Source organism: Acinetobacter sp. YH12058 (assembly GCF_013419805.1).
Classification (GTDB): Bacteria; Pseudomonadota; Gammaproteobacteria; order Pseudomonadales; family Moraxellaceae; genus Acinetobacter; species Acinetobacter towneri.
The window spans coordinates 77686-99178 of record NZ_VOZL01000009.1 but is presented as its reverse complement, the minus strand read 5'-3'; the positions used below and the strand labels follow the sequence as shown (position 1 = coordinate 99178).

At 39.7% G+C, this 21493-nt stretch carries 22 protein-coding genes and 1 tRNA gene; 10 read left to right on the top strand and 13 right to left on the bottom strand.

The window, feature by feature from the left end; translation table 11 throughout:
* Positions 1-166: 166 nt before the first annotated feature.
* The gene (locus FTU09_RS07575; RefSeq protein ID WP_180079936.1) at positions 167-382 is read right to left on the bottom strand and encodes an AlpA family transcriptional regulator; all 216 of its coding nucleotides are present in this window, start codon (positions 380-382) and stop codon (positions 167-169) included.
* A gap of 86 nt (positions 383-468) precedes the next feature.
* Here FTU09_RS07575 and FTU09_RS07570 point away from each other — a divergent pair, with 86 nt between their 5' ends.
* The 5 genes from FTU09_RS07570 (at position 469) to FTU09_RS07550 (ending at position 5453) form a co-directional block, all read left to right on the top strand.
* Complete coding sequence (locus FTU09_RS07570; protein WP_180079934.1) at positions 469-1758, top strand: hypothetical protein; 1290 nt, start codon at positions 469-471, stop codon at positions 1756-1758.
* A gap of 89 nt (positions 1759-1847) precedes the next feature.
* The gene (locus FTU09_RS07565) at positions 1848-2135 is read left to right on the top strand and encodes a hypothetical protein (protein WP_180079932.1); all 288 of its coding nucleotides are present in this window, start codon (positions 1848-1850) and stop codon (positions 2133-2135) included.
* Between the two features lie 17 nt (positions 2136-2152).
* Positions 2153-3187 carry a DUF932 domain-containing protein gene (locus FTU09_RS07560; protein WP_180079930.1) on the top strand — a complete coding sequence of 345 codons (1035 nt, stop codon included), beginning with the start codon at positions 2153-2155 and terminating at the stop codon, positions 3185-3187.
* 148 nt (positions 3188-3335) lie between these two features.
* On the top strand, positions 3336-4400 hold the full coding sequence (locus tag FTU09_RS07555) for a YqaJ viral recombinase family protein (RefSeq protein WP_180079928.1): 1065 nt from the start codon (positions 3336-3338) through the stop codon (positions 4398-4400).
* Between the two features lie 174 nt (positions 4401-4574).
* Complete coding sequence (locus FTU09_RS07550; protein WP_179988800.1) at positions 4575-5453, top strand: hydrolase or metal-binding protein; 879 nt, start codon at positions 4575-4577, stop codon at positions 5451-5453.
* A 47-nt stretch (positions 5454-5500) separates the two neighbouring features.
* On the opposite strand, the gene FTU09_RS07545 is transcribed toward FTU09_RS07550, so the two are convergent.
* Complete coding sequence (locus FTU09_RS07545; protein ID WP_180079926.1) at positions 5501-6487, bottom strand: hypothetical protein; 987 nt, start codon at positions 6485-6487, stop codon at positions 5501-5503.
* A gap of 56 nt (positions 6488-6543) precedes the next feature.
* Here FTU09_RS07545 and FTU09_RS07540 point away from each other — a divergent pair, with 56 nt between their 5' ends.
* Positions 6544-6957 carry a hypothetical protein gene (locus tag FTU09_RS07540; protein WP_180079924.1) on the top strand — a complete coding sequence of 138 codons (414 nt, stop codon included), beginning with the start codon at positions 6544-6546 and terminating at the stop codon, positions 6955-6957.
* Between the two features lie 41 nt (positions 6958-6998).
* Here FTU09_RS07540 and FTU09_RS07535 read toward each other — a convergent pair whose 3' ends face one another.
* Positions 6999-8336: a site-specific integrase gene (locus FTU09_RS07535; protein ID WP_104852155.1), complete on the bottom strand. Its 1338-nt coding sequence runs from the start codon at positions 8334-8336 to the stop codon at positions 6999-7001.
* Positions 8337-8568: 232 nt separating this feature from the next.
* Here FTU09_RS07535 and mutS point away from each other — a divergent pair, with 232 nt between their 5' ends.
* The 4 genes from mutS to FTU09_RS07515 all read left to right on the top strand — a co-directional run bounded on the left by mutS (position 8569) and on the right by FTU09_RS07515 (position 13424).
* A complete protein-coding gene (mutS, locus tag FTU09_RS07530; protein WP_180079923.1) occupies positions 8569-11208 on the top strand; it encodes a DNA mismatch repair protein MutS in 2640 nt (879 codons plus the stop codon).
* A gap of 213 nt (positions 11209-11421) precedes the next feature.
* Positions 11422-11745 carry a ferredoxin FdxA gene (gene fdxA, locus FTU09_RS07525; RefSeq protein WP_004973093.1) on the top strand — a complete coding sequence of 108 codons (324 nt, stop codon included), beginning with the start codon at positions 11422-11424 and terminating at the stop codon, positions 11743-11745.
* A gap of 142 nt (positions 11746-11887) precedes the next feature.
* Positions 11888-12607 (top strand): D-Ala-D-Ala carboxypeptidase family metallohydrolase, encoded by a 720-nt coding sequence (locus tag FTU09_RS07520; RefSeq protein ID WP_004973092.1) that lies wholly within the window; start codon positions 11888-11890, stop codon positions 12605-12607.
* A gap of 151 nt (positions 12608-12758) precedes the next feature.
* Positions 12759-13424 (top strand): O-methyltransferase, encoded by a 666-nt coding sequence (locus FTU09_RS07515; RefSeq protein WP_136144534.1) that lies wholly within the window; start codon positions 12759-12761, stop codon positions 13422-13424.
* Between the two features lie 180 nt (positions 13425-13604).
* On the opposite strand, the gene FTU09_RS07510 is transcribed toward FTU09_RS07515, so the two are convergent.
* The 10 genes from FTU09_RS07510 to cysS all read right to left on the bottom strand — a co-directional run bounded on the left by FTU09_RS07510 (position 13605) and on the right by cysS (position 21407).
* Positions 13605-14447: a universal stress protein gene (locus tag FTU09_RS07510; RefSeq protein WP_154320670.1), complete on the bottom strand. Its 843-nt coding sequence runs from the start codon at positions 14445-14447 to the stop codon at positions 13605-13607.
* Positions 14448-14573: 126 nt separating this feature from the next.
* Positions 14574-15200: a DapH/DapD/GlmU-related protein gene (locus tag FTU09_RS07505; RefSeq protein WP_004973079.1), complete on the bottom strand. Its 627-nt coding sequence runs from the start codon at positions 15198-15200 to the stop codon at positions 14574-14576.
* The gene (locus tag FTU09_RS07500; RefSeq protein ID WP_096900925.1) at positions 15193-15792 is read right to left on the bottom strand and encodes a YigZ family protein; all 600 of its coding nucleotides are present in this window, start codon (positions 15790-15792) and stop codon (positions 15193-15195) included. The genes FTU09_RS07505 and FTU09_RS07500 overlap by 8 nt, the downstream gene beginning before the upstream one ends.
* A 222-nt stretch (positions 15793-16014) precedes the next feature.
* On the bottom strand, positions 16015-16782 hold the full coding sequence (gene lptB / locus FTU09_RS07495) for an LPS export ABC transporter ATP-binding protein (RefSeq protein ID WP_154320669.1): 768 nt from the start codon (positions 16780-16782) through the stop codon (positions 16015-16017).
* On the bottom strand, positions 16782-17348 hold the full coding sequence (gene lptA, locus FTU09_RS07490; RefSeq protein ID WP_004973072.1) for a lipopolysaccharide transport periplasmic protein LptA: 567 nt from the start codon (positions 17346-17348) through the stop codon (positions 16782-16784). The genes lptB and lptA overlap by 1 nt, the downstream gene beginning before the upstream one ends.
* Complete coding sequence (lptC, locus tag FTU09_RS07485; RefSeq protein ID WP_004973071.1) at positions 17338-17880, bottom strand: LPS export ABC transporter periplasmic protein LptC; 543 nt, start codon at positions 17878-17880, stop codon at positions 17338-17340. The genes lptA and lptC overlap by 11 nt, the downstream gene beginning before the upstream one ends.
* Positions 17881-17920: 40 nt before the next feature.
* Entirely contained in the window at positions 17921-18460 is a 540-nt protein-coding gene (locus tag FTU09_RS07480; protein WP_004973069.1) for an HAD family hydrolase, read from the bottom strand.
* Between the two features lie 3 nt (positions 18461-18463).
* Complete coding sequence (locus FTU09_RS07475) at positions 18464-19441, bottom strand: KpsF/GutQ family sugar-phosphate isomerase (protein WP_004973067.1); 978 nt, start codon at positions 19439-19441, stop codon at positions 18464-18466.
* A 403-nt stretch (positions 19442-19844) separates the two neighbouring features.
* Positions 19845-19920: transfer RNA gene (locus FTU09_RS07470), tRNA-Gly, on the bottom strand.
* 65 nt (positions 19921-19985) lie between these two features.
* Positions 19986-21407, bottom strand: a complete 1422-nt coding sequence (gene cysS, locus FTU09_RS07465; RefSeq protein ID WP_154320668.1) for a cysteine--tRNA ligase — start codon at positions 21405-21407, stop codon at positions 19986-19988.
* Positions 21408-21493: the final 86 nt, after the last annotated feature.

Below are 21493 nucleotides of genomic sequence, written 5' to 3'. Positions count from 1 at the left end.
TACCTATTTCTTAGAAGGCTCATGTGTATAATTAATAGAAGATATATAAACCCTTAATATTATTAAGTACCTAAAGTCTGCTCATTGGCTGAACAATGCATTGGTGAGCTTAATCGCTTAGATAGCTGGGCATTTATATGGTTAACTCGTTGGAAAGTTATCCTATTTAGTACTGGGCTAAACTCCTAGTTTTTAACCAGCGATGGATATCCTGTTCAAACCATCCCACCGCATTCAAACTTAGTTTGACTGGCTTAGGAAAGTCCTTATCATAGCGAGATGATTTTGGATTCATTTTGTCGTAAATTGTTGACCGGCTAAGACCACTTAATTGTTCAAGCTCTTTACGTCTTACAATTTTGAAATCAGAAATTGAATTCATGCTAGGCTCCTTCGATAACTCTTAGGAATAGAATGCACTTTCATTTTTCCAAGCTGTACCCAAACCATCCTAGAAATATTGATATTATGCCTACCGTTAGTTTTTCATCATTACAAAGTAAGACACATCCAACTCTTAGACGAATCACCAATTTAGAAATTCTTAAATTTCAATTTGAGTTGACATATCCACTGCTCTTTGAAAAGCTCCTACATTCAGAAGAATTGATAGTTGAAAGAATAAAAAGATTTCTAGAGATACCGAATCATTTTAGTATTGAGCCGGAAGCAGAAGGATTACGTAGTGAATTGATTAGTAATGTTATTTCTGACCTGAAATTGATAGATGTTTGCTTTGGCTATTTTCAGACCAGCTTTTTAAATACTTCTGAAGAAAAACTAACCATGAGTGGTATTAACTTTCAAAAATTTACTATTTTTTTAGAAAGTTTGTCTGATATTTTTACAGATATTCTTGAGTGTGCGAATACCTATGGAATTGATTATTACTATTTTTCATCAACTTACTCTATAAGCGATCTTATTAGTCATAATGACCTTGATAGCTTGATTCGAGACACTTTTGATATTCAATATTATATTAATTTTTTAAAAAATACCGACGACGAAAATCAGTTAAGTCAACAGCGAATAGAACAAATTTCTTATTTAAAACAAAGCCTTTTGTATAAATATCATGTGCCAAATACACTCAATACATCTACATCATTTATAGAAGTCAAAAATATATCTCAAGTCTTTAATGATGAAGAAATCCGTAATGATTATATAAGCTTGAATTTGCGTCTTAATGAAGAACCATCTAATCTCCCAGACATCTTCGTCAGCTTTTTAATTCAATATCTCGAGAATCGAATGTTTCTTGATAGATATATCGCAGAGCATTCAGAGGATACATTTAAAAATGTTTTGCGTAATGAAAATATTATTCGAAGATTCTTAAATGACCTAGACTCAATTGAAAATGCCTCATCCGACAATGATAGGATCCTTTCCCAACTTTACTCATTGATTGGCATTAAGTATTACAGATGTAAAAATATAAATCCTGAATATAGTTTGGATGATCATCTTATTGATTTAAAAGAACTTTTAGAACGTTCTTCTGAGTCTGAAGTTTGGAATAATCTTAAAAACGATTTTTCAAAAAAATCCATAACGGATAAGTTATCTAAATTTATGCAACCTTATAAATGTGATTTAAAAAGGAATGCCAGAACTATTAATCAATTAACCTGTTTAACAAATGACCACTTACTGATTAAAGAGTTTAATCGACAAGCCCTAGATAAAAATTTGCTAGATTTCAAAATCAAATATTTAGACCTCAACAAAATTAGAATGGCTTTCCAATAATTCCAATATATTTCAGATACATATTACAAAAATGATAATTACCCATAAGGTCTGCTCAGCAGACCTTTTTTAATTTTAGAGGTGTCCATATGACGACTTGCCCTGCTTGTCATAGTAAAGAAATAACTTTTCTTGGATTAGCTCCAAAAAGATCTAACCAAGCCCCAAGCCAAATCTGGTCACAACCAACACTTATCTTCATTGGCAAAGAATTAGCTAAAGCTTACAGAATTCCTCCTGTAATTGGAGAAATTACAGGAGCCAGCTTAGGCTATGTACTTAATTATTATTTACATAAGCATTCTGGATCTCCTTTCGTACAAAACGAGAAGTCTTACACCTGTAATGACTGCAATTTAACTTTTCAAATCAATTAACAATAATAGGTATAAATATGGCACATCAACTTGAACAAATGGCTTATGTCGGTGATACCCCTTGGCATGGCTTAGGTAATCAACTCACTCAAAATCAGCCGATTGAAATCTGGGCCCAGCAAGCAGGTATGGATTGGCGCATCGAATCCTCGAATGTCAGTTACATGGCACAGAATGAACGTGGGCAAAGCATCATCATGCCGTATGAAGAACAGCGAGTGCTGTATCGTTCCGATACTCATGCTCCCTTGTCTGTGGTCAGTCAGCGTTATCAGGAAGTGCAGCCCAAAGAGATTCTGGAGTTCTACCGGGATCTGACTGAGCAATCTGGCTTTGAGCTGGAAACCGCAGGTGTACTCAAAGGTGGGAAGAAGTTCTGGGCATTGGCACGTACTGGACAAAGCACAGCACTCAAGGGCAAGGATGTCAGCAATGGTTATATTTTATTGGCAACCGCCTGTGATGGTACGTTGGCCACCACAGCACAGTTCACCAATATCCGTGTGGTGTGTAATAACACCTTAGCGATTGCCCTACGTGGACAAAGCAGCAGTGCAGGTGTAGTCAAAGTGCCACACAGCACTAAGTTTGATGCGGATAAGGTCAAACAACAATTGGGCATCTCAGTTCGTGCATGGGATGAACACATGTATGAAATGAAACAGCTGAGTCAGCGTAAAGTCACCCAAGGCGAAGCGGCTGCTTATTTTGATGCGGTGTTTAACAATACCAACATGAGTGCTGCTGATCAGGAGGAGAACATCATTCAATTCTATCGCAATATCGCTACTCCAACTCCAACCAAAGAAAAGCCTGAACCGAATGGACGTGCCATGACTAAAGTCATGAACATGTTTAATGGACAGGGGCGAGGTGCAGAACTCAGCTCAGCCAAAGATACTGCTTATGGTCTACTGTGCAGTATTACAGAGTTTGCTGACCATGAACGTCGTGCCATGAGTACCGATCATCGTCTGGACTCTGCTTGGTTTGGTGCAGGTGCTGCGTTAAAGCAGCGTGGACTAGAACAGGCGCTTCGCTTAGTGGTTTAAGTTTCATTTAAGCCAGTGCTATTACAATAATGGTCAAGGGTCATGCAGATGATCCTTCTCCAGAGAACCCCCCTTTTGCCACATCTCCAGATGTGGCTTTTTTTATGCCGAAAATTTTACAGACCTCACCATTTATAAGGATCAAAGTATGAATCAGATTGCACCGATAAATACCTCTCAACTCCCTCATTTCCCGATTTCGAATGAGATGAATGAATCAAATACCGTAGCTAAACGAACAGCGACAGCCAAACGTTTAGCCAATACCAAAAACATGGATTACCAAGAATGGCTAGAAGTGCGTAAGCAAGGCATTGGCAGTAGTGATGCCGCAACCGCATGTGGATTGAATCCCTACATGTCGATGCTGGAACTGTGGATGATTAAAACTGGTCGAACTCAGCAGAACGTTGATGATGACAGCTCAGGCGTTGCACCGTTGTATTGGGGTAAACAGCTAGAGCCACTGGTAGCGGAATACTACAGCCTGCATACCAATAATAAAGTGAGACGAGTCAATGCCGTGCTTCAGCATCCCGATCCGGATAAATCGTTTATGTTGGCAAATCTGGACTATGCGGTCGTGGGTAGTGAGGACGTTCAGATCCTGGAATGCAAAACCGCAGGTGAGCATGGAGCAAAATTGTGGCGAGATGGTGTGCCTTTATACGTGCTGTGTCAGGTGCAACACCAACTAGCGGTAACAGGCAAACAGGCTGCACATGTCTGTGTTCTGATCTGTGGGCATGAAACCAAAATCTTCAAAGTGACACGGTCTGAATCAGTGATTCAACACATCATTCAGGCAGAGCGTTATTTCTGGGAATGTGTGGAAACGAATACTCCGCCATCAGTCGATGCCAGTGAATCCGCAGCCAAAGCGATTCAGCAACTCTATCCAGCGCATGTACCCTTGACTGTTGAAGATTTCTCGCAAAATGAAAATGCCAATTTGATGTTCGATCAGCTCATCAAAATGAAGGAAGAGATTCAGCATAAGCAGGAACGCTTTGACCAGTTGAAGCATCACATCCAAATGCTGATGAAAGATGCTGAACGAGCCACCTTTGCTCATGGCTCGGTGGTCTGGAAGAAAGCCAAGGACTCCATCAGTCTGAATACCAAGGCATTGCTTCAGCATCAGCCTGAACTCATTGAGCTTTATCCACTTCAGAAGCAAGGCGGTCGTCGATTCAACATCTATACCGATTAGCCTGTTTCAGCCCATTTAAATAGCGATGCACAAAAACCGCTCCCCGCCCTCCATTCGCTAGGAATAGAGGGTAAACGGTGGCGGCTTTTGTATCGAGCTATATACATATTTCTTGAATCAGGTGATCTACATAAAGCTAGATGATCTGTACAAAATCAAATTGAGGAAAATAAAATGATTAAAGGTTTAGCGATTACACCACCAGCTCTAGGGCGTATCAGTATTGGTCGGGTAGTAGAAAAGAATGGCAAACGCCTACCGGAAAAAGATGATCAGTTCACCATTACTTCCCAGATCCAAAGCAAAGAGGGATGGGTCAAACATCCATTAGATGAACAGCTTCGAGCCAGTACGCCGAATCAAAAGCTACGCTCAATCCCTGTCAGAATGATCTTCAATGATCCTGACTTAAACCTACGTGCAGAATACAGCCTATTTGACCGTCAGACTGGGCGCCCAGTTTGTGTCGGTAATGGGGAAACCTGCCAACGTTTAACTAATCAAGGTGTAGAGCAACATCCCTGTCCATCACCAGATTTATGTCCGTTGGCTCAAGGAGGTAACTGCAAGCCTTATGGACGCTTGCATGTGAATTTAGATGACTCGGATGAGTTTGGCACCTTCATCTTTAGAACCACAGGATTTAACAGTATTCGGACTTTGGCTGCACGGCTGAGTTATTACCACGCAGCTTCAGGAGGTTTACTCTCTTGCTTGCCTTTGCAACTGACTTTAAGAGGCAAAAGCACCACACAAAGCTATCGTCAGCCGGTGTATTACGTGGATCTAACTTTAAGGGATGGGATTAGTCTCAATGATGCCATTACTCAAGCCAAGCAAATTGATGAGCAGAGCAAGCAGGCAGGATTTTATCAGGAGGCTGTAGATTATATCGCCAGACGAGGTTTTGCCAATGCTGTATTTGAGATTAATTCTGAAGAAGATGCTGATGTCATCGATGAGTTTTACCCTCTAGATGAAAACTCGGAATATCCAGAAAATAGTTACGCCATATCAAACACTCTCAGGCAAACTGTAGAAAAAGTGGCATAAAAAAAGGCCCATCAAAGATGGGTCTTATTAGGCAATATCAGCTATTATTAATGATAATCAATCTTAAGTAAAACTGTTGTTGCCTCAAATTTTTGTTGCGTCATTTTCGCATTAAATTCCTGTTTCAAAATATTAAGTAAAGATACAGCGACTTGTACACTACCATTCGTATCATTAAAATAATGTAATTTCATGGTATGTGTCTTTTGCCGTTTACCATCTTTTCTACCATCCCACATAGTTTGCAATTCCATATCTTGATCTACCCACTCCTGTAAATCACTTGGAATATACGGCTCATGATCAGTTGGATCAAATTCTCTTACTGTTGATCGATATTGATTTGTAGTGGTATCAAAAGACACATCAAAGCCACTTAGTAGCCCGTATTGAGGTAAGGGAATATTTGATTTTAGTTTTTTATTTGAATGATTAAGGGAATTAGTCACTAAACGAATTTCTTTAGCACCAAAAGCTATTGCTAATTGGATATATACATTTTCTTTTGCTTTTGCTAATTCGATTTGGAAGTTTTCTGGTCTAATGTAAAGGTCTTTAATATGAGGATGCTTGATAAAAAAGCTATTTTCAGTCAACTTATCTTCTTTGGGAATTTTTAATTTTTTTGCATCTTCTAAAGATACATAAGTTACTTCAGTAGGAAGTTTCATCCCTTTCAAAATAATACTTGCTTTATCTTCAACGCTATAAACAAGAGCTGGCTTTGTATTTTTCACTGTCGTATTATTGGTATATTTCATCAACTCTGCTGAAATTTCTTCAGCATGTGTTAAAACGTCTTTAGTGCTTTCTTTATTTGTAGCTTTATGAATACTTGCTCCTATCAACCCTACTGCCATACTACTTCTTTCATTCAATTTCTGATTAAATCTAGAAAAGAATCCATCTGTTTTTGGTTCAGATTCCTTTACTAGTTTAGGATATTTTTTCTTAAATAATTCTTCTACCATTTCGTTTGATGCGACAAAAATCACATCTGGAAACTTATTAGATATCATTTTCTTAAATCTCATTTATTATTCATCTTAGTAGCATAACAAAATTTATCAATTTATTAGAGGGGTCAATCGTGTTAAAAGCTATTTTTTGGATTGCAGTATTCTTTTTCTTTATTAGCGTGCTTTTTTATGGTATTCGCTTTATCTTTATGACTTTAATGAACTTCGCCAATTCATCTAAACCCAAGCAATCTACGAAATTAATAGGCAAGAATGGATCAACTCCCTCAAATATGAAATCTCTAAAGTCTGATCATGAAATTCAGTTTTTTGATCCTACTCTTAATAAAATCACAACCCTGTCTGGTCATCTTGTAAAATGCTATGAAGAACATCAACAGCTTTGGATTCAGTTGATCAGTTTAGGGCAAAGCGCACCAAAAACCATTAAGGTAAATAATATTAGTATGGTCGAAAATTTACTCACTAAAGAAAGATTGTCCAATGAAAACTCTATTGAACAATATTTCAAAAGATTTTTGTAACATATAAAAATAAGAGCCTCTGGAAGAGGCTCTCTTTTATTTTATAAAGCATCTAAATGGTCGGCCCACTTCTGTAACCATTCCGCACATTCTTTTTCATACGCATGCAAATTATAAGTACCTTGTATTCCTTTTTTTGAATGCCCTAATACAGCTTCTGCAATTTCTGCAGGACAACTTAACCTAGAGAGACCAGTACGTACAGTCCGCCTTAAATCGTGCGGACTCCAATCCTCAATTTCGGACAACCACAATTGTTCAGGCTGTAATGCGTATGAAAGTTTTTCAGGATGTCGCATTTGCCATTTATACACTGTAAGAATTTTCTGGGTAATTGGCCTACCTTTAATACTTGATTCAAAAAGAAAGTCCGACTCACGAGATAATGCTTTTATATATTCAAGGCATTGTTTAGAAAGTTGGACATACCTATCCGTACCATTCTTGCTTCCTTTTAAATGCCACGTATTTTTTTCAAAATCAATGTCCGCCCATTTCAACTCACAAACTTCCCCAGTACGGCACCCAGTCCATAACGTAATTCTAAGAATATGCCTAACTTTTTCTGAGAAACCTGATGTTGGAAGCCATTCCAATACTTTTTTAATTTCTTTATCTGATAATACTCGGCTACCCTTTTTGTGTGTTAACTTCACCCTGCTTTGCTTTAAACTCGATTTAGCCAAAAGTGCCGGATTTGCAAAATCATCCTTAAATTTTTCCAATCCTATACTGTAGTCATAAGCCAACGTTAATTCTGCTAGTACACGCCCAGCTTGAACATTTGCCCCACGCTCAATAATTTTAGAAATCATATTTACGACATCTTTTCGCGTCACTTGATCAGCTGCTATATGCCCTAATACTCTAACCGCATCGCCGTATAGTGTTCTTCTAGCTTCATCTTGTCCTTTACGTTTTCTCGCTCCTGGAATCAACTTCTTACTGCCTGTTTTACTATCTAAAACATAACGGTCTTCAATTACATTAGTTAAATATAAATCAATCAATTCTTTGACTGTAAATTGGGCATTTGTTTCATCTCGTTTTTCTTGCTCAATCTTTTTTTGTTCCTTCTGATCTTTTAGCTCCTGACTTGGGCAAATACCTGCTCTGCGTTTGATCTTCATCTTTTGAAGCTCTAATCTAGCTTCAGCCAATGACATATCTGGGTAAATACCAATTTTTACTTTCTTTAACGAGTTATCAATAGGACTTCTGAAGCGATAAGAAAATGAAGTCAGACCTGTTTTCCCCTTATTAACTCTTAACCCTTCATTTTCACCAATATCTACTAAGAAAGTTTCAGGTTTCATTTTTTCAATAGCTCGAGCAGTTAACGCTACTTTTTTTGTATAAGTAGGATCTTTTACAGTCATATAGTTCTTCTAACCTTTTCGCACTCGGTAATTTTGCTAAAATCACCCTCAGATTTTTCAGCATGCATATGCTGATAGGATTTAAATAAGATACACCAATAAAAGGTATACTAAAAGGTATACTTATTCATTGGATTCCTTAAGACTTGCTTGTTACCCCTAAGCAGCAATAGGAATGTAAGCAGATGATTATCATTGAAGAACTTATTATTTTTAAAGGTATTTTTATTAGATGAACATAGAAAATTCAGGTATTGATCTATCATCACTTACACCTATGATGCAGCAATACTTACGGGTGAAGATGGAACATCCACATTCTTTAATGTTCTATCGCATGGGCGATTTCTACGAATTATTTTTTGATGATGCACACAAAGCTGCCAAACTTTTAGGCATTACCCTCACCCACCGTGGTAAAACTAGTGGCAAACCTATTCCAATGGCGGGCGTGCCATATCATGCTGCTGAAGGTTATCTCGCTCGCTTGGTCAAAAAAGGCGAAACCGTGGTAATTTGTGAGCAAATTGGCGAGGTGACAGGCAAAGGTCCTGTAGAGCGTGGAGTAGTACGGATTATCACCCCAGGCACGCTCACTGATGATGCCTTGCTCAACAGTCATCAATCTTCCAACTTGGTCTCTTTATGCTTACAGCAAAACCAAATTGGTATCGCATTGCTGGATTTAAGTGCAGGGATTTTTAAAGTTCAGCAAATGGATTATTTGCCTGAACAACTCGCGATTGAACTTTCTCGTTTAATGCCAAGCGAAATTGTGGTCGATGAAGATATTGTCGATCCGAATATTATTGAACAGGTTAAAAAGCAGCTTGACTGCCCTGTGACCAAACGCCCAAATGTCGATTTCAACCTGAACAATGCACAAAAAACGCTTTGTGATCAATTTGCTGTATCGTCACTTTCAGGTTTTGGTATTGATCATTTGCCCTTAGCCAAAGCAGCAGCGGCAGCGTTAATACACTACGCCAAAGAAACCCAAAAAACGGCTTTACCACATATTCGCAGTATTCAATTAGAACAAAGCAGCGATTTTATTGCGCTTGATCCTGTGACCCGACGTAATTTGGAATTGGTTGAACCATTATTTGAACACGGCACTTCTTTATTCCAACTGATTAACGATTGCCAAACTGCCATGGGTAGCCGTTTACTGAGTCGTACCTTGATGCAACCTTTGCGTGACACGGCATTGTTAGATGCAAGACTGGATGCAATTCAAGCCTTAATACAAGGTTACCATGAGTCGCCTGTGCGTTTGGTACTGAAAGAAATTAGTGATATTGAACGTGTGCTGAGTCGTGTCGCACTCGGTAGCGCACGCCCACGTGATTTGGTACAACTACGTCAGGCCTGTGCGCAAATTCCCTATTTGCGTCATGCCTTACAGCCCATTGTTTCTGCACAACAATCCGCACTCATTCAAAACCTGAATGAAGAACTGGGCGATTTTCATGGACTGCATCAACGGCTGATGCAGGCAATTGTAGAAAACCCACCTGTACTATTGCGTGATGGCAATGTCATTGCAGAGGGTTTTGACAGTGAACTCGATGAACTACGCAAAATCCGTGATCATGCGGGGCAATTCCTGATTGATTTAGAAGTCAAAGAGCGCCAAGAAAGCGGTATCCCAACGTTAAAAATTGGCTACAACCGTGTCAGTGGTTACTACATTGAACTCACTCGCGCCCAAGCCGAGCAAGCACCTGAACACTATATCCGTCGTCAAACTTTAAAAAATGCAGAACGCTACATCACCCCAGAGCTAAAAAGTTTTGAAGATAAAGTCCTGTCTAGCGAGTCCCGTGCTTTAGCCCGTGAAAAGATGCTATTTGAAATGCTATTGGATGAATTACGCCAAGACATTGCTCAATTACAAATGATGAGCAGCGCGATTGCACAAATTGATCTATTGGCAAACTTTGCCCATCAAGCACGTTTACGCAATTGGGCACGCCCTGAATATAGCCCTGAAATTGGAATTAAAATTACTGCAGGACGTCATCCTGTTGTTGAGGCCTTGAGTAAAACCGCCTTTACACCGAATGATACTTTACTCGACTACAATCATCGTTTGGCAATTATTACTGGCCCGAATATGGGCGGTAAATCAACGTATATGCGTCAAACCGCACTCATTGCCCTACTTGGCTATTGTGGTAGTTATGTGCCTGCCCAAACAGCCGTATTAGGTCCTATTGATCGCGTGTTTACCCGTATTGGTTCTGCCGATGATTTATCGACAGGTAAATCGACCTTTATGGTCGAAATGACTGAGACTTCACAAATTTTACACCATGCAACCTCACAGTCTTTGGTGCTGATGGATGAAGTTGGTCGCGGAACCAGTACCTACGATGGCTTATCTTTGGCATGGGCATGTGTGTTGGATTTAAGCAAACGCATCAAATGTTTATGCCTATTTGCAACGCATTATTTTGAATTGACCGAATTAAGCAAAGAATCTGGGGTGGATAACTACCACGTAACCGCCAAAGAAATGAATGGCAACCTGATTCTCTTGCACAAAGTTCAACAAGGTCCTGCAAGCCAAAGTCACGGTTTGCAAGTGGCAAAATTGGCAGGCATTCCAGCCAATGTGATTAAAGAAGCGCAAAACCGTTTAAGAATTTTAGAAAAACAGCAGCACAAAAATGTCAATTTAGCCGTTCAAGATGACCTATTTGCACTAGCAACAAGCTCAGCTGAACCAGAAGTGATTGAACGTGTAATAGAGGTAGAAAAACCATCACCTGCTTTAGATTTATTACGCAGTATAGATGTCGATAATTTAACGCCACGACAAGCGCTGGAACAATTGTATGCTTTAAAGGAACAATTGAACGCTTAGCCGCTGTTATTTCTAAAATATTTGAGCTAAACAAAGACTCTCAATTGAGAGTCTTTGTCATTTATAAGTTTTTGTGATGGTTTTATCCCCCTTTTATCAAATTTAGCAGCACTGTCTATATCAAATATCAGTAAAAGCGATTGTTAGTTGTAGTGATTTTTGCCTAAAATAGACTATTCTGAATTAGAACCATATTTTTAGGTAGCTGTCGCCATGACATTTGTTGTCACTGAAAACTGTATTAAATGTAAATATCAAGACTGCGTTGAAGTTTGTCCTGTAGACTGCTTCTACGAGGGTCCGAACTTCCTTGTCATTAATCCAGACGAATGTATCGACTGTGCATTATGTGAACCAGAGTGTCCTGCCAACGCTATTTTCTCTGAAGATGAATTACCAGAAGGTCAGGAAGTGTTTATCGAGCTAAATGCTGAACTTTCACAGACTTGGCCAAACATTACACAAATTGGCGATCAACCTGCTGATCGTGAAGAATGGAATGGCAAACCAGACAAATTACAATACTTAGAAAAGTAAGTTCGTCTTGTTGTGAAAAAGATCAGTCCTGTGCTGATCTTTTTTTATACCTAAAACACACATTTGATTGCAATATTTTCAAATTTTAACCAGCATTTTCGATTAGAATACGGACACTTTAAATAAATATCTGATTTGCCTAATGAAGAAATTTTTCAAGGCGCTGTTTTCGTTCAGCATTGTTCCCGTTATCTTGGTTGCCTGTAGCTCAACCCCAAACAGAACAACAACGATCACCACGCCCGATGGAAAACGAATTTTCATTCCTCAAGAAAAAATCACCTATGAGCGTCAGGTAGCACCTAAAATTGTGCCTTATTCGTATAATGCATGGGTGGCAGTGAGTGACAATTTACGCCAAGTTCGTGAATATGAACGCTTCTTGGAACACAACGGTGTTGGCAATATTATTCCAAGTTTTGAATTAATGCGTACCGCACGTGACTGGCAACGCTGTGGACGTTCGCAATTTATGATTCCAAGTCGTGAATTGTGGCAAAATCAGGTGCCTACCTTGCGTGTATTTAAATATTTGGTCGCCTCTAAAGTCTTAACTGATTTTGAAGTCACTTCTGTCTATCGAGATTTACCACTGAATCAATGTGCAGGTGGTGCGAACTCATCGCGTCACTTATTTAACTCAGCCATTGATTTTAGAATTGGGCCACAATTCCCGAATGCCGAAGACTATGCCTATATTGAAAGTACCAAATACAGACTGTGTCAGTTCTGGCAGCAATATGGTCAAAGTTTAAACATGGGCTTAGGCTTATACGCTTCAGGACAAATTCATATTGATACACAAGGTTATCGAACTTGGGGGCCAGATTTAAGCCGCCATTCATCTATGTGTAATTTCTAATTCAGTGTTGTTTAGAATTAAATCCTAAAGAGGTCAAATTGACCTCTTTTTTTATTGCGAAATAGATTATCACCTGCTCCATTCCGCGAATAAATTGCACTCTGAGCAGAAAAGTTTACAATGCACACATCGCAACAAAGGTGAGCACGCTATGCAACAAATGTGGACGGATATCGATCACTATATCGAATCACATTTAATTCCCGAAGACCCAGTTTTGACGCAAACTTTAGAAAATACCGATGCCAAAGGTTTTCCAGATCACCTTGCAGTTGCGGCAAATCAGGGCATGTTGCTACAAATGCTCATTCAAATGAATCAATGCAAACGTGTGTTGGAATTGGGCACATTCGCAGCTTATAGCACAATGTGGCTAGCACGTGCGCTGCCTGAAGATGGTTATATACTCACGATTGAAGGACGTGATACCCATGCAGCTTTGGGACAGGAAAATATTGACCGCGCTCAATTAAAACAAAAGGTTGAATTAAAAGTTGGTCGTGCTGCAGAAATTCTAAAAGCTCTGCCAGAAGATACTGAAGCTTTTGATTTTATTTTTATTGATGCCGACAAACAAAGCTATCCTGAATATTTGGAACTGAGTCTTAAACTTTCACGCTCAGGTACAATTATCTTTTTAGACAATGTAATTCGTGCAGGGGAAATTTTAAATCCTGACAATCACAAACCAAGCATTGAAGGGATTCGTGACATGTTCAAAGCCATGCAAAATCATTCGCGAATTTTATCGTGCACAGCATTACAAACTGTAGGCAGCAAAGGACATGATGGCTTTGCTTTAGCGATTGTAAAGTAAAGTCCACACAAGGTTAAAAAACAACCTAAAGCAATTTTACATTATATATTATAATGTTACATATACTGTCCATACAGTTATCCACAAATTATGCGGATAACCATGGACAGTCAGCAAGCATTTACATCAGTTCAACTAAACAATCTTTTGAAATGATCTTTTTTGAATCATTTACGATTTTTACTTTGCCACCAACAAAGGAACAGTTGAGTTACGGAAAATATTGGTGGTAATGCTTCCCAAGAAAAATTGATGAATTTTACTGTGGCTAAATGCCCCTAGTACAATCAACTGGATACCATGTTCACGTTGATAATCTAAAATATTTTCAGCTACATCACCATAACGATATTCAACCACCACATCTAAACCCGCTGCTGTTAAAAAATCTGCAGGTTCATTTAAAACTTCAGGATGATCGCCCACATAAAGCAAATGACATTGCAGTAATTTAAGCAAATCACTTTGTGCAATTCGCTTCATCATTTTGATGCAAGTTGGGGAATATTCATAAGCAAAAATAAAGCGGGTTGGTGCTTTAAAATGCTCTCCCACAGTCATCACGGTACAATTTGCACCACGAATAAAGTTTTCGACATTACTCCCTAAAGCCTTATTGCGTTCAGCAGATTTTTCGCCCACGCGTCCAATCACCACAATATCGTCTTCATTCAACACACTGAAGCTTTGTTCTAGAAAATCGCCTTTTTCTTGAATTTGAGTAGGTACAATTTCATATTTTTCCTGAATCATATTGGAAATGTGCTGCAATAAATTGTTGCTATAGTCGAGTGCTAATTCACTTTGTTTTTGTTCCAACTCAGCTAATTCTTTGAGTAACATCGCATTACTTTCAAAACCAATCACGCCACTAATTTCCCCCAAATGATAACTGGCGGGGTAATAATCCAAAACTTGTAATAACACCAATTCACGTTGAGTTTGTGTTGCAATCCACGCAGCAGCTTCAGCAAGCGCATTAATACAAGGCGAAGAATCAATACAAGCAATTACACGTTTCATTATTGCCTCTCTTACTGCCTTTTGCAGGCTATTTTTTAGTTGTTATTTTTAACTTAACACAACTCGTGTTGCAGGGACATGAAAAAATGTAATGAAGTTTAAAGATTTAGCCTTGCTGCATCGTATTTACTCACGATAACGAATCAATTTGGCAGGGTTTCCTACCACAATTTCCCGCTCCTGAACATCTTTGGTGACCATGCTATTCATACCAACGACTGCATGTGCCGCAATCTTCACCCCATCTTTAACACCAACATGCGCACCTAACCAAACATCCTTACCAACTTCAATGCCCTGTGAACGCACCGCTTGCTGATAAATGGGCTGATCCAAAGCCATGCCATGATCAAATGCATATAAATGACAATATGCTGCGATACGCACCTGATCATGAAGCTTAATTCCAACTCTGCCACCATCTAAAATACAGTGGTGATTAATCGCGACTTCATTGCCAATTTCTAAAGGGCCATGCAAAGTACAATCGGCTGCAATAAAGGTATTATCGCCAATACTGATTTTACGTCCTGGTTCTGCAAAAATATGTGCCAATGGTGAAATAAAACAGTTTTTGCCAATCTCTACCGTTTCCATTGCCATTAAATAAGCTTGATATTCCTGCTGCCAAGCTTCTGCCCAAGCACGATGTTTAGGTTTTAATGACCAATATAACCACGGCATGTAGTTTAAACGGTGTTTATGCTGCTCACGGTACTTCGATAATGGATCAGGTGAATTTGCTTCAGTCATCTTGATCATCCTCAAGGATTTTGAGTTGTTCACGCCCACGGCTAATATCTTGTAATTTTAGTTTTAAAGGGTCTATTTGATCGACTTGCATGAATGCCTTTACCAACACGCCTTCGGCGGTGTAGTCTTCGCTGTACTCAATCTGCTGACTATTTAGCTCGTATTGTAAAATTGCCCACTCATTAAAATGACAGGAAAATTGCACGGTCTTTTTTTCAATCAGTTCTATTTTTTCTGCTAGAGCCAAACATTGCCCTGCACATCCCCCATAGGCACGTACCAAGCCGCCTGTGCCCAATTTAATGCCGCCGTACCAACGATTCACCAACACCAAAACATTAGTCAACTCATTGCCTTCAATCGTGGCTAAAATAGGACGTCCTGCCGTACCTGAAGGTTCGCCATCATCATTAAAACGTAATTGATGCCCGATTTTCCATGCCCAACATTGATGTGTGGTAGATGAATCACGCTGCTGTTCCAAAAAAGTTTTTACCGCTTGCTCATTATCTACAGGCACAGCAATTGCCTGAAATCGACTTTTTTTAATTTCTTCTTCAAAAGTGATGGGCGCAGCAATGGTAAATGGCATAACACTCCAGATCAATCAACCAGTTAAATAAAAACTTGATAATTATAACGTGTTTAGCGCTCTAACGTATTTAGAGTTATAGCTTATTTGGACTGATAACCACCATGAAAAAACCTTCTATCCTCAAAGGTATAGAAGGTTAAATAATGTTTACACGACTTTCTGTTCTACAACTTATGCAGTAAGCATACGAAAACCAATAACGATTAGAACATTCAAGCTTTAAACAAAAAAGTCTTCACCCAAATAAACTTCACGCACAATTTCATTTTCCAGAATTTCTTGCGGTGTACCCTCTGCAATGACTGAACCTTCGCTAACAATATAAGCACGTTCACAAATGGCTAAAGTATCACGGACGTTATGGTCGGTAATTAATACGCCAATGTCACGATCTTTTAAGGTACGAATGATATCTTTAATATCACCGACAGAAATAGGATCGACCCCTGCAAAAGGCTCATCTAACAACATAAATTTAGGGTCTGCTGCCAAAGCACGGGCAATTTCTGCACGACGGCGTTCGCCACCCGACACACTCATCCCTAATGAATCTTTAATATGCGTGATTTTAAAATCTGCCAGCAATTCTAATAAACGCTGCTGACGTTGCTGTTTATTTAAATCTTTGCGGGTTTCTAAAATAGCCATAATATTTTCAGCGATGGTCAGCTTTCTGAAAATAGAGGCTTCTTGCGGTAAATAACCAATCCCCTTACGCGCACGTTCATGCATGGCAAGGTCAGATAAATCCAGTTGATCTAAATGGATTTCGCCTTTATCCATACGCACCAAACCCACAACCATGTAGAAACTGGTGGTTTTACCCGCACCGTTCGGCCCAAGTAACCCGACAATTTCACCACTTTTCATTTCAAATGAAACGTCTTTAACCACCCAGCGCTTATTATAGTTTTTGGCTAAATGCTTAATACACAAAGTCTGCTGACCGTGCTGGACGCTGTCCTGTGCTGCGCTCGTTTGATCCATTAATCACGCGCTCCCGGGAATGATTTTGAACTTGATGGTGGAATCACAATTTTTACACGACCCGCTTCAGAACCAGTTTTGTTCGGTGTACCAATCGCTTCAACATCGCCTTTGTTCATACTATAACGCAAGGTATTACCACGAATACTGGCTCCATCTTGCTCTAAAAGTGCGCCACCCGTTAAGGTGATAATGCCTGTTTCAGCATTGTAAACAATCTTTTGCGCCTGACCTTTGGCAAGCCCTTTGGCTGGATCAGTCTTTTGCTGGAATTGCGCAGGTCTGCCCGTTGCCGTAATGACACTAATTTCTTTTTTGCTGTTCAGATTAGCAACAATCGAATCTGCCTGCAGTTTCATGGTGCCCTGTTCAATCACCACATTGCCTGTATAAGTGGTGACGCCAGTACGTTCACTAAAGGTCGCACGGTCTGCCAATAAAGTAATAGGCTGACTGCGGTCTGACGGAATTGCCCATGCACCTGCCGATGAAAGCACCGCCAAGCCCACAAGTGCTGCTTGTTTTATCAACGCTTTAGGAGCTGTAAGCTTAGATTTATGGTTCATACTTTCCTCGAATATTAAAAAATTCGTATTGCCCGTCATTTAAATTGGCTTTTAAGCCCTGACTGATAAAATCAGCCTGTGGAGATTGTACAGTCACTTGTTTTTCGGTACTGATTTCACGTGTTTTAGGAAACACATTCAACTCGACTGTTTCAAGCGTCAGTTTGCCTTGAGCGAGTAACTTGGTTGCTAGCACTTGATCTGACAACACAACCTTTTCATTGTCATTAAAACCTTGTGCCTGTTTAGCAAAAAAAGTGGCATCCACCGCGCCCGCTTTATACATAGAGGCATTCAAATTTTCCAGCTTAGAGGTTTTTTGCTGCATGTCTTGCTCTAAACGGTCAATTTGCGCACGCACATATAAATTGCCCTGCTCATCTGTTTGGGTCAGATGAATTTGCTCTGCACTATAAGTCATAGAGCGAGCAGCGTCAGTTTCCAGTTTTTTGCCTTTACCGCTGTAATAGTAATAACCACCACTTACAGCTGCAATTGCAATCGCAGTAACGTATAAAACTTTAGTATCCATAAGTGGGGCTGTAACTCAAACCTTTGAATGTATGACTTAATTAATGAGGGATGCTGAGATATTTTTCAAGTAAGCTTTGGTACACACCTTTGGCGGTTAAAATCATATCGCAGATTTCACGTACCGCACCGCGCCCACCCATGGCCTGTGTGACTAAATCGGCACGACGACGCACTTCAATATGTCCATTTGGCACTGTGACTTTCATCCCCGCAATCGAAAACGCTGAAAGATCAGGCCAGTCATCGCCCATATAGAGACAATCTGCAGGTGATAAACCTAACTTGGCACAGGCTTCCTGCAATGCAGTGCCTTTATCTTCACGTCCTTGGTAGACCAAATCTACACCTAAATCGGACATGCGTTTTTCGACAATATTACTTTTACGACCCGTGATGATAATGACTTTAACACCTGCTTGTTGCACCAGTTTCATACCTAAACCATCACGAATATCGAATGATTTAATTTCATCACCGCTGTTGGTTAAGGTGACAAAACCATCACTTAGAATTCCATCGACATCTAAAACCAAAGCTTCAATATGACGCGCTTGCTCTAATAAAATATAAGATGCCATTGTTTAGTTTACCCCTGCTTGAATCAAGTCATGCATACTGATCACACCAATGACTTTATTGGCATCATCCACCACCACAAACTGATTGATTTTACGGTCACGTAATTGCTCTAAAGCTTCAACTGCACGTGCTTCTTGTGAAATCGTTGCAGGATGTTGAGTCATCACTTGCCCAACTTGTAAATTCACATCAAAGCCCTGTTGTTTATCAATTAAACGTCGTAAATCACCATCGGTGAAAATGCCTAACAAGACGTCATTTTCATCGACAATTGTGGTTAAACCTAGACGTTTGTTTGAAATTTCGTATAACACTTTGTTCATTGGTGTATCTGGTGCAACTTTAGGTAATTCTGTACCGGTATGCATCAAATGTTTCACATGCAATAACAGGCGCTTACCCAAAGCGCCTGCAGGATGTGAACGAGCAAAATCATCGGCAGTAAAACCACGTGCATCAAGTAACGCTACAGCCAATGCATCACCTAATGCCAAGGTTGCAGTCGTACTTGAGGTTGGTGCTAAACCAAGTGGACAAGCTTCCTGAATATTGCCTAATGTTAAAGCGACATCAGCATTTTGTGGCATCGGCCCGCGATCATCACCGCTAATTGTGATTAGAGGAACTTCCAGATGTTTGATGAGTGGCATCAACATCATAATTTCATCACTTTTGCCGGAGTTGGAAATGGCAATTAAAACATCACCCCGTACCAACATTCCCAAATCACCATGCCCTGCTTCACCCGGGTGCATAAAGAAAGACGGCGTGCCTGTAGAGGCAAACGTCGCAGCCATTTTACGACCAATATGACCTGATTTTCCCATACCTGTGACCACAACACGCCCTTTGCAATGCAACATGATTTCGCAGGCACGGCTAAAACGCTGATCAATTTGCGTCGCCAAGACTTGTAATGCTTGTTCTTCTATTCTTAAAGTGTCTAAGGCTACAGATTGGAAATCAATGGTATTTGACATGTTTGGCATTCAACGTTCAACTTAAATTGAGTATTTTCTACACCTCAATAAAAGTGATTTATTGAAGCACATTTAATTTTCGCAATTTTAGCATATCTATGCAATTCTACACTTTGATTCTGCGTGTGTTTTTTGTTTTAACGCATTTTTGTATGCTGTTTTAATTAACTCGCTTTTTGACTCGAGTTTCAAATGAAAAACAATCATATTTGAGCTTAGGCTATTTATTTTATTGATTCAAAGTTGCAGATAAAGCTAAAGATAGAACTAGCTCAGAAGCATATTTCAACGAAAATGCTCTAAAAATTATGGATCAAACCCATCTATAAAGCTGACTGCAAGCAAGCTGTAACAAACAGCCATAAAAAAACGCTTATCTTTCGATAAGCGTTTTTTAAAATTTTGGAGCGGGAAACGAGACTCGAACTCGCGACCCCAACCTTGGCAAGGTTGTGCTCTACCAACTGAGCTATTCCCGCAATATTGAAGTGAATTATAGAGAATTTCATACAACTGTCAACTCTCTATGCTCCCAAGTGCTCAATTAATCAGCACGACGCCATACTGTACCTTGACGGGTATCTTCCAAGACCACACCTTGATCGAGCAAAGACTGACGAATTTCATCAGCACGGGCGAAATCTTTGGCTTTTTTGGCATCCTGACGTTGCTGAATGAAGTCTGCAATGGCTTGTTCAGATAAACCTAAAGCGTCCTGACCAATATCAGACTTCAGGAATTCGTCAACATCATGCTGCACCAAACCTAAAATATTGGTCAAATGACGCAAAGTCGAATAGTACACCGCCGCCTGATCTGCCTGCTGCTCTTTTACTGAACGGTTCAGCTCTTTATTGACTTCAAACAGAACTGCAATTGCTTCGGCTGTATTAAAGTCGTCTCGCATTGCGGCATTAAAACGTTCCACCAAAGCCTCATCTAACTGCTCAACTGTTTGCGTACCGTACGCTTGTTGATAAGCTTTAAATGAGTGATAGAAACGTGATAATGCGGTTTTGGCTTCTTTGAGTGCTACATCGGAGAAGTTTACAGGGCTACGATAATGCGATGACACAATAAAGTAGCGGATCACTTCAGGATGGAATTTTTCCATCACATCACGAATGGTGAAGAAGTTACCCAATGACTTCGACATTTTTTCGCCATCGACATTAATAAAGCCAACGTGCATCCAGTAATTTACATACTGCTCACCTGTTGATGCTTCAGACTGGGCAATTTCATTTTCATGGTGTGGGAACATTAAGTCTGAACCACCACCATGAATATCAAAATGATTACCTAAGCAGCAAGTCGACATCGCAGAACATTCAATGTGCCAACCCGGACGTCCATTGCCCCACGGCGAAGCCCAAGATGGTTCATTTTCTTTGGCATGTTTCCACAAAACAAAGTCAAATGGATGCTTTTTGTCGACTTCAACATCAACACGCTCAGACGCGCCCGCCTGCATGTCTTCTAGCTTGCGACCTGAAAGACGGCCATATTTGTCAAATTTTTCAACCTGAAAATAAACATCGCCATTACTTGCAGGATAAGCTGTGCCTTTATTGACCAAATTACCAATCATATTTTGCATTTGATCAATATATTCAGTGGCACGTGGTGCAGCATCAGGTTCAACACAGCCTAAGTTTGCCGCATCTTCATTCATGGCTTGAATAAAACGATCTGTTAAAGCTTGAATGCTCTCGCCATTTTCATTAGCACGTTTAATAATTTTGTCGTCAATGTCGGTAATGTTGCGGACATATTTCACATTCCAACCTTGACTGCGCAAAAAGCGAATGATGTAGTCAAATGCAACCATAACCCGCGCATGCCCGATATGACAGTAATCATAAACCGTCATGCCACAGACATACATGTCGATATGTCCTTCTTTACGCGGAACAAATTCAACTTTTTTTCGTTGCTCTGAGTTATATAGAACAAATGGTTGCATAGGTTTTCAAAATAGGTCTATTAAAAGATGCTCCATCTTAACCTAAGCATTATTTTTCATAAAGTTTTTCGATGTTTTTATTCTGT